This is a genomic window from Leptothrix mechoopdaensis (SeqCode), assembly GCF_053893855.1.
The window spans coordinates 4330176-4342544 of the sequence record NZ_CM132699.1 but is presented as its reverse complement, the minus strand read 5'-3'; the positions used below and the strand labels follow the sequence as shown (position 1 = coordinate 4342544).

Below are 12369 nucleotides of genomic sequence, written 5' to 3'. Positions count from 1 at the left end.
TTACTTCTTGCGACGCGAGACGATGAACGTCTGCGTGCGCTTGTTGTTGCGGGTGCGGTAGCCCTTGGTCAGGGTGTTCCACGGGGACACCGGAGCCTGGCCCTCGCCGGTACGACCTTCACCACCACCGTGCGGGTGGTCGATCGGGTTCATGGCCGTGCCGCGGACCGTCGGACGAATGCCCAGCCAACGCTTCGCACCGGCCTTGCCGTACTGGCGCAGGTTGTGCTCTTCGTTGGAGACCTCGCCGAGCGTGGCGCGGCAGTCGACGTGGATCTTGCGGACTTCACCCGAGCGCAGGCGGACCTGGGCGTAGGTGCCTTCACGCGCCATCAGCGTCACCGAGGTGCCGGCCGAACGGGCGATCTGGGCGCCCTTGCCAGGCAGCATCTCGACGCAGTGGATGGTCGAACCCACGGGGATGTTGCGGATCGGCAGGGTGTTGCCGGCCTTGATCGGCGACTCGGCGCCGCTCAGGACCGTCTGGCCCACTTCCAGACCACGCGGGGCGATGATGTAACGACGCTCGCCGTCGGCGTAGCACACCAGTGCGATGTGCGCCGTGCGGTTCGGGTCGTACTCGATGCGCTCGACCTTGGCCGGGATCCCATCCTTGTTGCGACGGAAGTCGACCACGCGGTAGTGGTGCTTGTGACCGCCGCCCTTGTGGCGGATGGTGATGTGACCGTTGTTGTTGCGGCCGGAGTTCTGCTTTTGCGGTTCCAGCAGCGAAGCTTCCGGCGCACCCTTGTGCAGGTGCTTGTGCACCACCTTCACCACGGCACGGCGGCCGGGCGAAGTCGGTTTGACCTTGACGACAGCCATTACGCGGCCTCCCCGGAGAAGTTGAGTTCCTGGCCTTCCTTCAGGGAAACGTAGGCCTTGCGCAGGTGGTCGCGACGGCCGATGCGGCCGCCGAAGCGCTTGGTCTTGCCCTTGATGTTCAGCACGTTCACCGCGGCGACCTCGACCTTGAACATCAGTTCAACTGCGGCCTTGATCTCGCTCTTGGTGGCGTCCTGGAGCACCTTGAAGGTCACCTGGTTGTTCTTCTCGCCAACGCGGGTCGCCTTTTCCGAAATGATCGGGGCAACCAGCACCTGGGCCAGACGGCCCTCGTCGAACTTGGGTGCGGCGCTCATGCGTACATCTCCTGCAGCTGCTCGATGGCGGCCTTCGTCACCAGGACCTTCTTGTAGAAGACCAGCGACAGCGGATCGGCGTAACGCGGCTCGACCACCAGCACATTGGCGAGGTTGCGCGACGCGAGGAACAGGTTCTCGTCGATCGCGTCCGAGATCACCATCACGTGATCCAGGTTCATCGCCTTCAGCTTGGCGGCCAGCAGCTTGGTCTTCGGCGCCTCGATCGAGATCGAGTCGACGACGGCCAGACGACCTTCACGGGCCAGCTGCGAGAGGATCGACGCCATGCCGGCGCGATACATCTTCTTGTTGACCTTCTGGCTGAAGTTCTCGTCCGGCTTGTTCGGGAAGATCCGGCCACCGCTGCGCCACAGGGGCGAGGCGGTCGAACCGGCGCGAGCGCGGCCGGTGCCCTTCTGGCGGAACGGCTTCTTCGTCGAGTGGTGGACTTCGGCGCGGGTCTTCTGGGCACGGGTGCCCTGACGCGCGTTGGCCTGGTAGGCGACGACGAGCTGATGGATCAGCGCTTCGTTGTAATCGCGGGCGAACACGGTGTCAGGCGCGTCCACCTTGGCGGTGGCCTGACCCTGCTCGTTCAGGAGCTCGAGCTGCATCAGTTGGCCCCTTTCTTGAGCTTGACCTTGACGGCCGGACGCACGGTGACAAAGCCACCCTTGGCGCCAGGAACCGCGCCCTTGACCAGCAGCAGCTGGCGGGCTTCGTCGATGCGCACGACGTCGAGGTTCTGGGTGGTGACGGTGTCGTCGCCCAGGTGACCGGACATCTTCTTGCCCGGGAACACGCGGCCCGGATCCTGTGCCATCGAGATCGAGCCCGGCACGTTGTGCGAGCGGGAGTTACCGTGCGATGCGCGCTGCGAACCGAAGTTGTGGCGCTTGATCGTGCCGGCGAAGCCCTTGCCGATCGAGGTGCCCTGGATGTCGACCTGCTGGCCCACCTGGAACAGGCTGGCAGCGATCGTGGCACCCGGCTTCAGCTCGGCGGCGACTTCGGCGGGGACACGGAATTCGCGCAGCAGCTCCGCGCCATCAGCGCCAGCCTTCGCCAGGTGACCTGCTTCGGGCTTGGTGATGCGGGAGGCCTTGCGGCTGCCGAACGCGACCTGCACGGCGACGTAGCCGTCGGTCTCGACCGTCTTGACCTGGGTCACGCGGTTGTTGGACACGTCGAGCACCGTCACGGGCACGGCATCGCCGTCGTCCGTGAAGATGCGCATCATGCCCACCTTGCGGCCCAGCAAACCGAGGCGTTCGCCCGGGTTGGGGGTAGTCATGGTTCTTCTCCAATGCCCGACAACGATTGGCCGGGCTGACTGATGTGCTCGTCTGCTTGTGCGGATCACCGTGCCTCGGAAGGACCGGCAAGCCGCCCTGCACAGCGGGCGCTTGAAATGGACGCGGGTTGCCCCTCGTCCGGGAAAGCTCGCGATGCTAGCACAGGCGGCGTGCGGGCATCAAGTCGCGCTTAACGGGGAAGTGTGGGGGCTGTCAAGCGGGGCGAGTTTCAGCGCCGTGCCGCATGGCGCAGCGCCAGCAGCATGCCGGCGACGCCCACCAGCAGCGACGCCGCGATCAGCAGGAAGGCCACCGCGTCCGACTGCCGCGCCGCCACCAGACCCAGCAGCATCGGCGTGGGCAGGCGGATCACGCCGGAGATCAGCGACGCCGTCCCCAGCGCCTGTCCGCCACGACCGGGCAGCGCCGCGGCGATCTGGGCGAAGCAGCACGGCACGACGCAGGCGGTGCCCAGGCCGACCAGCGCGAAGCCGGCCACGCCGGTCGTGAAACCGTCCGCCAGCGCCACCACCCCGAAGCCGACCGCCGCCAGCAGCAGCGAGACCGTGATGACGCGCACGTCGCCGAAGCGTTCGCGCAGCGGGTCGCCGACCAGCCGGACCAGCGACTGGCAGCCCGCGTACAGCGCTGCACCGGCACCCGCCAGCGCGGCCAGGCTGGCGGTCTGCTCGGCCAGGAATTTGGCCGACCACATCTGCGCGGTCAGCTCGGCCACGGTCGACAGGCCGAGCACGATGCCGAACAGCAGGACCGGATCGGGCTTGCGGGCTGCCGATCCGGCGACCGCAGACGACGCCGCAAGAGCCGCCGCGCCCGCCGCTTCCAGCTCGGGCTCGCGCAGCACCGCCGGCGGCGGATCGGCCAGCGGCCGGCGTCGACCGAGCCGGCGCACCGCCAGCCAGACCGGCGCCACGACCGCCGCGCTCAGCAGCGCGCAGGCCAGCGGGCCGATCGAGGTCGAGATCAGGCTGCCGCCGATCGCCCCGAGCGCGAACGAGCCCGACGCCGCCGCGTGCATGCGCGTCAGCATCGGCTGGCCCCGTTCGTGTTCGAGCGTGGTCGCCTCGGTGTTCATCGCCAGGTCGAGCGAGCCGGCGGTCAGGCCCATGACGATCAGCGCGAGCCCCAGCAGGACGGCCGAAGGCGCCAGGAAGATGCCGAAGAAGGCGACGCCGTGGGCGGCCAGCAGCCAGGCCATGAACGCGCGCAGCTCGAAGCGGCGGGTCATCCGCCCGGCCAGCGTCATCGCGCCGATGTAGGCGGCGCTGTGCAGCGTCAGCGCCAGGCCCAGGCCCTCGGCGCCCAGGCCGGTGCGCCGCATCAGCACCGGGATGGAGCCGGCCCACAGGCCGATGCCCAGCGCGAACGCGAAGAACACCGCCGCCGTGACGGCCCGGGGCGAGAACACGCCCCAGGCGGGCCGCAGGTAGGAACGGGACTCGACCGGCGTCATCGCGTGGCGGGCGTCGTCAGGCCGCCGGCCGCTGGCGCAGCACGCCGGTGACGGCCAGGCTCAGCAGCACCAGCGGCAGGCAGAAGCCGAAGCTCCAGCGGATGCCGACGTGTTCGGCGACGAAGCCGAGCAGCGGCGGCGCCAGCATGAAGCTGACGAAGGCGATCTGCGCCAGCGCCGCGACGTTGACCGCCGCCGGCCGGTCGGTGCGCTGCGCCGCCGCCGACATCGCCAGCGGGAACAGCACGCTGGTGCCCACGCCCATCAGGCCGAAGCCGAGCAGCGCCTGCGCCGGATGCAGCGCCGTCACGACCAGCACGTTGCCCAGGCCGAGCAGCGTCAGCATCAGGCGGGCGACCTTCATCGGGCTGTGGCGTTCGACGTGGCGATCGGCCAGGTAGCGCGTGACGGCTTGCGTGAAGGCACCCGTCGCGACCGCCGCCGCGCCCACCCACGGGGCGGTCTGGAAGACGTCGCGCATGAAGATCGCCGACCAGTCGAAGCCGGCACCTTCCAGCACCAGCGCCGACAGCGACAGCGCCACCAGCACCAGGATCGCGCCGGTCGGCCGGGCGAACAGCGGCGCTGCCTCGGCATCGGCGGCCGGCGCGGCGACCCGGTGCGGCGCGGCCTCGAAGCGGCCCATCAGCAGCAGCGTCAGCACCAGCGCCAGCGGCACCATGCCGGCGAGCTGCCATTGCGGGCTGATGCCGATGCGGGCGGCCAGCGCGCCCAGCAGGCCGGCGCCGAAGAAGCCGAAGCTCCAGAAGGCATGGGCGCGGTTCATGATGCGGCGCCCTTCCTGATGCTCGACCCGGTCGGCCTCCAGGTTGACGACGACCTCGATCGCGCCGATGAACAGGCCCGCCGGGAACAGGCACAGGAACAGCGCCAGCGCGCTGCCGGCGTGTGCGGCGACGGCATAGAAGACCGGCAGGCAGGGCGGCACGATCAGCAGCATGCGGCGGTGGCCGATGCGCTCGATCACCCGGCTGCCGAAGGTCAGCGAGACCAGCGTGCCCATCGCCGCGCCGATCAGGCCCAGGCCGAGCTGGCTCTCGGTGATGCCCATCATCCCCTGCAGCTCGCCCAGACGCGGGAAGAAGCCGCCGAAGCCGAAGGCGTAGAGGAAGAAGCCGGCGAAGACGCGGCGGTGCGCGGGCAGGTCGAGCCCGAGGCGGTGCAGGAAGGTCGAGGACAAGCGGAGACTCCGGTGGTCGGATGAGGGGCGGCGCGCGGCGCGGCCGCGCAGTATCCGACGCAGGCCGGCGGGCCGTGCGTCAGCGTGGGAACACGGCGCGCGGCAGTCCGTCGAACAACGCCGAACCGCTTCAGCCGCGCGGCAGCACGATCGCGTCGCCGGGCTCGAAGGCGACGCCCACGGCATCGCCACGCCGCAGCGGCGCGGCGCCGACCGGCGCAAAGGCGAGCAGCTCGCCCCAGGGCGAATCGAGCAGCACCTCGACATGGCTGCCGAGGTAGTCGGCGCGCCGGCAGGTCGCGTCGAAGCGGCCCTGGCCGGCGCCGACCAGGCCGATGCGGTGCGGCCGCAGCGCGAGCGACGCCGGGCCGTCCGGCAGCCCCGCCGCGATGGCCGCCGGCTCGATCGGCACGGCCACGCCGCCGGCCTCGAACCGGCTTTGCCCGGCGTCGTGTTGCAAGGTGCCGTCGACCAGGTTGGCGTCGCCGATGAAGTCGGCCAGGAAGCGGCTGGCCGGGCGTTCGTACAGCTCGGCCGGCGTGCCCTGCTGGGCGATGCGCCCGCCGTTCATGACGATCACGCGGTCCGACACGGCCAGCGCCTCGCTCTGGTCGTGCGTGACGTAGAGCACCGTCAGCGACAGCGACTGCTGCAGCTCGCGGATCTCCTGGCGCACGCGCCGGCGCAGCTTGGCGTCGAGGTTCGACAGCGGCTCGTCGAACAGCAGCACCGCCGGCTCCAGCACCAGCGAACGCGCCACCGCGACACGCTGCTGCTGGCCGCCCGACAGCTCGGACGGCAGGCGCTGCTCCAGCCCCGCCAGACCGAGCATGCGCAGCTTGTCCTGCGCCAGCTCGCGGGCCTGCGCCGGCTTCGCGCCGCTGGCGATCGGGCCGTAGCAGACGTTGTCCAGCACGTTCAGATGCGGGAACAGCGCGTAGGACTGGAACACCATGCTGACGTCGCGCTCGTGCGCGGCACGCCGCGTGACGTCGACGCCGCCGATGCGGATCGTGCCTTCGCTGGCCGCCTCCAGGCCCGCCACCATGCGCAGCGTCGTCGTCTTGCCGCAGCCCGACGGGCCCAGCAGCGTGACCAGCTCGCCCGGCGCGATCGTGAAGCTGACCGCGTCGACGGCGGTCACGCTGCCATAGCGCTTGGTGACGCGCTCGAAGGAGACGCCGCCGGCGGCGCTCGACGTGTGGGGCTGGTTCATGGGGTGGTCAATGTCCGGTGACGAGCACGTCGCGGTTGCCGGCCGACGGTGCGGCGTCGCGCTGGCGCCGGCCGATGCGGGTCTCGCCGGTCAGCGCCTGCACGGCCAGCAGCACCGCCAGCATGAAGACGATCAGCACGGTCGAATACGCGATCGCCAGCGGGTATTCGCCCGCCTCGACGCGACCGATGATGTAGACGGTCGCCAGGTTGTACTTGGCCGTGGCCAGGAAGATCACCGCGCTGACCGCCGTCATCGCGTGCGTGAAGCTGAAGACCAGCGTCGTGACGATGGCAGGACGCAGCAGCGGCAGCACGACGCGGCGCAGCGTCGTCGGCGTGCCGGCGCGCAGCGTCGACGAGGCCTCGTCGAGCGAGCGGTCGATCTGCGCCAGCGCCGCCACGCCGGCCCGCACGCCCACTGGCATGTTGCGGAAGACGAAGCAGATCACCAGGATCGCCAGCCCGCCGGTCAGCTCCAGCGGCGGCACGTTGAAGGCGACGATGTAGGCCACGCCGATCACCGTGCCCGGCACCGCGAAGGCCACCAGTGTCAGGAACTCGAACGCGCCCCGGCCGGTGAAGCGGTGCCGCGTGATGACGTAGGCCGACAGCAGCCCGACCACCGCCGTCAGCGGCGCCGACAGGCCGGCCACCATGACGGTGGTGAAGAAGCTGTCCCAGGCCGAGCCGCTGAACAGCAGGCCGTGCGGACCCCAGTCGATGCCGAAGCCGGCGCCCAGGTGCTTGAGCGACAACGTCATGTCGCCACGGCCGATGTCCTTGACGAAGCCGCCGACCGCGATCACCGCGTAGCAGGCCAGCGTGAAGCCGATCCACAGCCAGGACAGCCCGACGCAGCCGCGCCGCAGGCCGTCGGGCAGGACGGCCGGCAGGCCGCTGTCGCCCTTGCCGGTGACGCTGACGTAGCTCGCCCGGCCGAGCCAGCGCTGCTGCAGCGCGAAGGCCGCCAGCGTGAAGGCCAGCAGCACGGCGGCCAGCACGGCGGCGCGGCCCGGGTCGTGCTGGGCACCGGCGACGGCGAAGAAGATCTTGGTCGACAGGACCTCGTAGTTGCCGGCCAGCACGATCGGGTTGGCGAAGTCGGCCATGCTCTCGACGAAGCCGAGCAGGAAGGCGTTGGCCAGCGCCGGCCGCAGCAGCGGCCAGGTGACGGTGCGCATGACGCGCCAGCGCGAGGCCCGCAGCGTCTGCGCCGCTTCCTCCAGCGACGGGCTGATCGCCGCCAGCGCGGCGTGCAGCATCATGAAGGCGATCGGCGTGAAGCTCAGCAGCTGCGCCAGCGTGACGCCGGTCAGGCCGTAGATCCAGCGCGAACGCGGGATCTCGAAGACGCTCGACAGCCAGCCCGTCACCAGCCCCGTGCGGCCGAACAGCACCACCAGCGCCAGCGCGATGACGAACGGCGGCGTGACGATCGGCAGCACCGCCATCAGCCGGAACAGCGCGCCCTGGCGGCGCTGCGCCTCCGGGTCGCGGTGACCGCGCTGGGCGGCCAGCGCCAGCACCAGCCCGAGCAGCGTCGACAGCAGGCCGACGAGGCTGGCCAGCACGATCGAGTTGATCGCCACGCCGCAATGGGCGCCGCCGCCGGTCAGGCAACCCAGGCCCCAGATGTCCGGCGCGGCCAGCCGCTGCGCGATGACCCACGGCGCGAAATGGCCGTCGTCGTCGAACAGCGCCGCGCCGAGCGAACGGCCGACCGGGTAGAAGATGAACAGCAGCAGCAACGTGGCGATCAGCACCACGATGGTCGCCACCGTGCGGTCGGCCCCGAAGGCGCCGCGCCGTGCCAGCCACTGGGCCAGCACCAGCGCGCCGGCGACGATCAGGGCAAGGGTCAGCGCGGTCATCATGCGAGGTCAGCAGCCGTCATTTCGGCTGGTTGCCGACCTCGGCATCCCACTTCGCCAGCAGGCGCTTGCGCTCCGCCGACGAGCCGTACTTGGCGAAGTTGTAGTCGATCAGCTTGATCTCGCTGAGCTTGGGCGCCGCCGCCGGCACGGTCGACTTCTTGTTGGACGGCACCTGGTAGCTGACGCCGGCCGTCGCGCCGATCGCCTGGGCCTCGGGCGTCAGCGCCCAGTCGTACCACTTGCGCGCATTGGCCAGGTTCTTGGCGCCCTTGATGATCGACATGCTGCCGATCTCGTAGCCGGTGCCCTCGCACGGCGAGACGATCTTGACCGGCGCACCGCCGAGCGCCTGCACCACCGCGTCATGCTGGAAGGTGATGCCGATCAGCGACTCGCCGGTGGCCACCGCGCGGGCCGGCGCGGCGCCGCTCTTGGTGTACTGGTTGACGTTCCTGTGCAGCGCCTTCATCCACGCGAAGGCCTTGTCCTCGCCCATGATCTGGACCATCGTCGCCAGCATCGTGTACGAGGTGCCCGACGAGTTCGGGTTGGCGACCTGGATCTCGTCCTTGTAGATCGGCTTGACCAGGTCGGCCCAGCACTTCGGCTCGGGCAGCTTGCGCTTCTTCAGCTCGTCGGCGTTGTAGCTGAAGCCCAGCGCGCCGGCGTAGATGCCGACGGTGCGGAACTGCGCCGAACGGGCCTGGCGCACGGCCCAGTCCTGCAGGTTGTCGAGGCTGGCGCGCGAGACATACGGGTCGGTCAGGCCTTCCTCGGCCGCCTGCAGGTGCGGGTCGCCGGTGCCGCCCCACCAGATGTCGCCGCGCGGGTTGGCGGCCTCGGCCTTGATCTGGGCGTAGAACTCGCCCGAGCTCTTGCGCGTCATCGACACCTTGACGCCGGTGGCCTTCTCGAAGGCCGCGACCATCGGCCGGCACCACTCTTCCTGGACCGTGCAGTAGACCGTCAGCTCGCCCTGGGCCGAGGCGATCGACGGCGCGGCCAGCGCGGCGGCGGCGCCCAGCAGCGCGAGCCAGCGGCGCATCGGCAGGAACGACAGGGGGGATGACTTCATGGCGGACTCCAGATGTGCGGGGAAGGAAAGGTCAGGCGTGGCGCGGCATCACGCCGGGCGAGCCATCACGAGCGGCGCGACGCCGATGACCTGTTCGAGCGGGCCGGCCAGTGCGTGGCTGGTGGCGACGAGCACGTTGCCCTCGCGCAGGCCGGCACCGTCGGCGGTGAAGAAATCGTTGCAGTGACCGCCGGCCTCCTCGACCAGCAGGATGCCGGCCGCGCAGTCCCAGGCGTTGATGTGCAGCTCGGCATAGGCCTCGATGCGGCCGGCGGCGACATCGACCAGCCCGAGCGCGCCCGAGCCAGCCCGGCGCATCGCGCAGCCGGCGTGCATCACGCGCGAGACCATCGCCAGGTAGTCCTCGGTCGAGCGGCGCAGCGACCAGCCGCATTCGACCGTGGCCGCGCCGAGCGAATCGCAGGGGCTGACCGCCAGACGGCGATCCGGCTGGCCGGGCTCGATCAGCCAGGCCCCGGCGCCGCGCTGCGCCAGGTAGAGCCGGTCATGGCAGGGGTCGTGGATGGCACCCAGCACCGGCTGGCCGCCTTCGAGATAGCCGATCGACACGCAGTAATGCGCGATGCCCCGGGCGTAGTTCGCGGTGCCGTCGATCGGGTCGATGATCCAGATCCGCTCGCCCGGTTCGCCGCCGTCTTCCTCGCCGATCACCGCATCGTCCGGATAGGCCGCCGCGATGGCCGCACGGACGTGGCGCTCGACCCGGCCGTCCATCTCGGTCAGCACGTCGTGCCGGCCCTTGAGCGACGACGGCGCGGTGCCGAAGCCGGTGTGCGCGAGCTGGCCGGCCTCGCGGGCGAGCTGGCGCAGGAAATCGAGGCGGTTCATCGAGCCATGCTATCCCGCAGACCCGGCCGATACAGGGCGATGCCTCCCCGGACTTTCCCGCAACGCCGGCCCGGCCGGCGCGCCTGTTCAGCCCGGGATGATTCCGTAGAAGCGCTCGGGCTGGAGCTTGGGCAGCGCCGCCGCCTTGGCCGGATCGAGCGGCCCGACGATGGCGAACTCGGGCTGCGCGGTGTCGCGCGGCGTGGTCGCGAGCGACGGCACGCCGCGCGCATCGCTGATCGCCGCCGCCTTGGGCGCCGGACCTTGCGCGGCGCGGCGCGTCACCAGCGCCGTCTCGCCGCTCTTGAGCGTCACCAGATCACCCGGCGGGAAGATGCCGATCGAGCGGATCAGCGCCTGCGCCAGCGACTTGCCCAGCGCGTCGACCTGTTCGGCCTGGTAGAGCTGGCGCGCGGCCACCTGCGGCGCCAGCGCGGCACGCACCGCGCGCGGGCTGATCTTGGCCATGTAGACGTCGGCCGCGCGCAGCAATCGGGCCGCGTCGGACGGCTCGGCCACCGCGTTCGGATAACCGCCGCCGCCCGGTTCCTCGTGGTGCATCAGCACCGTGTCGAGCCACTCGGCATCGTCGACGCCGCAACGCTTCAGGAGGTCGGCCGACAGCTGCGGATGCAGCCGGATCGCCTCGCGCTGGCGCGTGTTCGGCGGCTCGGCCTGTTCGGCCAGCACCGCCTGCAGTTCCAGCATCGACACGTTCATCGTCAAGGCCGCGCAGACCAGCCGGCGCTGGCGTTCGGCCGGCCAGCCGAGCGCGCGCGACGTCAGCAGGCAGATCGCCGCGACGTGCAGCGCGTGGGTCAGCGCATACAGCGCGAAGCGGCGGTCGTCGCGCCGCACGGCCAGGTAGAGGGCGACGTCCGGATCGCGGTCGATCAGCGCGATGCAGCCGTCGGCGAAGGCCTCCAGCTCGGGCTTCATGTGCTGGAACTTCGGCACCCGGCGCAGCAGCGCGTCGTAGTCCCAGACCTGCTGCTCCCAGCGATCGAACAGCGTCAGGTGGCGGGCGCTCGGCACCTTGCCGCCGCCCGGGCCGGCAGCGGCGGCGGCGCGCTCGCCGCGCAGCTTCTTCACCTGCGCATATTCGACCCAGGCGCCGCGCTCGTTGAGCATCTCGAACTGCCGCTCGGTCAGCACGCTCTGGCCCTGCGCGAGCAGCAGGCGGGACTGCGCGTCCAGCACCCGGAACGGCAGCGGATGGCCCATCTGGATCAGGTCGCGGACCTGTTCCAGCGGCACCCGCTCGGCCGGCGGCACATCGCCGGCGAGGCTTCGATCGACAGACATGCGGCTCCTCCACTTCCGGGCGTCTGGTGGTCAGCCGTCGCCCGCTTCGGTTGATGGCGAAGTCTCGCACCACTGCTGCACGGCAGCTGAATAGAGTTCCATCACTAGACTTTGCTGCAGCGCAGCAAAACGCTTGCAGAGTGCCGGGTCGACCCCTATAGTCCATTCCATGTTGCAGTGCAGCAAAGAAGACGGCACTGCAGACGATCCACCGATCCACCCCACTTTCAGGAGTCACACCATGACCATCACCCCCGAGCAGATCGCCGCCGCCAACAAGGCCGCCCTGGACAACCTCGTCACGCTGACCCAGCAAGCCTTCAAGGGCATCGAGCAGCTGGTCGAGCTGAACATGCAAGCCGCCCGCAGCTCGCTGGACGACACCGCCGAGAAGGCCAAGGCCGCCCTGGGCGCCAAGGACCCGCAGGAATTCGTCGGCCTGCAGGCCAGCCTGATCCAGCCGGCCCAGGAAAAGGCCGTCGCCTACGGCCGCCAGGTCGCCGACATCGCCGCCGCCACGCAAGCGGAAGTCACCAAGCTGGCAGAAGCCCAGGTCAAGGCCGCCCAGGAGCAGTTCCAGGCCCTGGTCGACGCCGCCGCCAAGCAGGCCCCGGCCGGCAGCGAAAGCGCGGTCGCCGCCGTCAAGAGCGCGATCTCCAACGCCCAGGCCGCCTACGACACCGTCCAGAAGGCCGCCAAGCAGGCCGCCTCGGCCGCCGAAGCCAACTTCAAGCAGCTGAGCGCCACCGCCGAATCGACCGCCAAGGCCGCCGCCGACGCCGTCAAGAAGTCGACCGCCAAGCGCTGATCGGCCACGCTGATCGGCCACGGTGCCCGCCCCGCGGCGGCACCGCACCGAACGCCCCGAAAGCCCGGCCCTGGCCGGGCTTTCGTGCGTCTGGGGCGCATGCATCCGGAATGCCCGGCCCTCTA

12 protein-coding genes are annotated in these 12369 nt (G+C 70.4%); 1 reads left to right on the top strand and 11 read right to left on the bottom strand.

Annotation, left to right across the window (positions count from 1 at the left end; genetic code table 11):
• From rplB to ACWA7K_RS18835, 11 genes are all read right to left on the bottom strand, one after another.
• Positions 1 to 825: a 50S ribosomal protein L2 gene (gene rplB / locus ACWA7K_RS18885; protein ID WP_456163212.1), complete on the bottom strand. Its 825-nt coding sequence runs from the start codon at positions 823 to 825 to the stop codon at positions 1 to 3.
• Entirely contained in the window at positions 825 to 1142 is a 318-nt protein-coding gene (gene rplW / locus ACWA7K_RS18880; protein ID WP_456163210.1) for a 50S ribosomal protein L23, read from the bottom strand. The genes rplB and rplW overlap by 1 nt, the downstream gene beginning before the upstream one ends.
• On the bottom strand, positions 1139 to 1759 hold the full coding sequence (rplD, locus tag ACWA7K_RS18875) for a 50S ribosomal protein L4 (protein WP_305750262.1): 621 nt from the start codon (positions 1757 to 1759) through the stop codon (positions 1139 to 1141). Before rplD ends, rplW begins: the two co-directional genes overlap by 4 nt.
• On the bottom strand, positions 1759 to 2439 hold the full coding sequence (gene rplC, locus ACWA7K_RS18870; protein ID WP_456163208.1) for a 50S ribosomal protein L3: 681 nt from the start codon (positions 2437 to 2439) through the stop codon (positions 1759 to 1761). Before rplC ends, rplD begins: the two co-directional genes overlap by 1 nt.
• Before the next feature lie 230 nt (positions 2440 to 2669).
• Complete coding sequence (locus tag ACWA7K_RS18865) at positions 2670 to 3914, bottom strand: MFS transporter (protein WP_456163206.1); 1245 nt, start codon at positions 3912 to 3914, stop codon at positions 2670 to 2672.
• Positions 3915 to 3930: 16 nt separating this feature from the next.
• Positions 3931 to 5115, bottom strand: coding sequence for an MFS transporter (locus ACWA7K_RS18860; protein WP_456163204.1), 1185 nt, complete (start codon positions 5113 to 5115; stop codon positions 3931 to 3933).
• Between the two features lie 130 nt (positions 5116 to 5245).
• Positions 5246 to 6331: an ABC transporter ATP-binding protein gene (locus ACWA7K_RS18855; protein WP_456163202.1), complete on the bottom strand. Its 1086-nt coding sequence runs from the start codon at positions 6329 to 6331 to the stop codon at positions 5246 to 5248.
• Positions 6332 to 6338: 7 nt separating this feature from the next.
• Positions 6339 to 8204: an ABC transporter permease gene (locus tag ACWA7K_RS18850; RefSeq protein WP_456210221.1), complete on the bottom strand. Its 1866-nt coding sequence runs from the start codon at positions 8202 to 8204 to the stop codon at positions 6339 to 6341.
• Positions 8205 to 8223: 19 nt separating this feature from the next.
• Positions 8224 to 9282 carry an ABC transporter substrate-binding protein gene (locus ACWA7K_RS18845; RefSeq protein WP_456163198.1) on the bottom strand — a complete coding sequence of 353 codons (1059 nt, stop codon included), beginning with the start codon at positions 9280 to 9282 and terminating at the stop codon, positions 8224 to 8226.
• Between the two features lie 48 nt (positions 9283 to 9330).
• The gene (locus ACWA7K_RS18840) at positions 9331 to 10131 is read right to left on the bottom strand and encodes an inositol monophosphatase family protein (protein ID WP_456163196.1); all 801 of its coding nucleotides are present in this window, start codon (positions 10129 to 10131) and stop codon (positions 9331 to 9333) included.
• A gap of 87 nt (positions 10132 to 10218) precedes the next feature.
• Positions 10219 to 11436: an HD-GYP domain-containing protein gene (locus ACWA7K_RS18835; RefSeq protein WP_456163194.1), complete on the bottom strand. Its 1218-nt coding sequence runs from the start codon at positions 11434 to 11436 to the stop codon at positions 10219 to 10221.
• 241 nt (positions 11437 to 11677) lie between these two features.
• Here ACWA7K_RS18835 and ACWA7K_RS18830 point away from each other — a divergent pair, with 241 nt between their 5' ends.
• On the top strand, positions 11678 to 12244 hold the full coding sequence (locus ACWA7K_RS18830) for a phasin family protein (RefSeq protein ID WP_456163192.1): 567 nt from the start codon (positions 11678 to 11680) through the stop codon (positions 12242 to 12244).
• Positions 12245 to 12369 lie beyond the last annotated feature (125 nt).

Bases quoted from the DNA above. Each gene is read 5' to 3' on its own strand.
- rplB (WP_456163212.1), bottom strand. From the start codon at position 825: ATGGCTGTCGTCAAGGTCAAACCGACTTCGCCCGGCCGCCGTGCCGTG.
- rplW (WP_456163210.1), bottom strand. From the start codon at position 1,142: ATGAGCGCCGCACCCAAGTTCGACGAGGGCCGTCTGGCCCAGGTGCTG.
- rplD (WP_305750262.1), bottom strand. From the start codon at position 1,759: ATGCAGCTCGAGCTCCTGAACGAGCAGGGTCAGGCCACCGCCAAGGTG.
- rplC (WP_456163208.1), bottom strand. From the start codon at position 2,439: ATGACTACCCCCAACCCGGGCGAACGCCTCGGTTTGCTGGGCCGCAAG.
- ACWA7K_RS18865 (WP_456163206.1), bottom strand. From the start codon at position 3,914: ATGACGCCGGTCGAGTCCCGTTCCTACCTGCGGCCCGCCTGGGGCGTG.
- ACWA7K_RS18855 (WP_456163202.1), bottom strand. From the start codon at position 6,331: ATGAACCAGCCCCACACGTCGAGCGCCGCCGGCGGCGTCTCCTTCGAG.
- ACWA7K_RS18850 (WP_456210221.1), bottom strand. From the start codon at position 8,204: ATGACCGCGCTGACCCTTGCCCTGATCGTCGCCGGCGCGCTGGTGCTG.
- ACWA7K_RS18845 (WP_456163198.1), bottom strand. From the start codon at position 9,282: ATGAAGTCATCCCCCCTGTCGTTCCTGCCGATGCGCCGCTGGCTCGCG.
- ACWA7K_RS18840 (WP_456163196.1), bottom strand. From the start codon at position 10,131: ATGAACCGCCTCGATTTCCTGCGCCAGCTCGCCCGCGAGGCCGGCCAG.
- ACWA7K_RS18835 (WP_456163194.1), bottom strand. From the start codon at position 11,436: ATGTCTGTCGATCGAAGCCTCGCCGGCGATGTGCCGCCGGCCGAGCGG.
- ACWA7K_RS18830 (WP_456163192.1), top strand. From the start codon at position 11,678: ATGACCATCACCCCCGAGCAGATCGCCGCCGCCAACAAGGCCGCCCTG.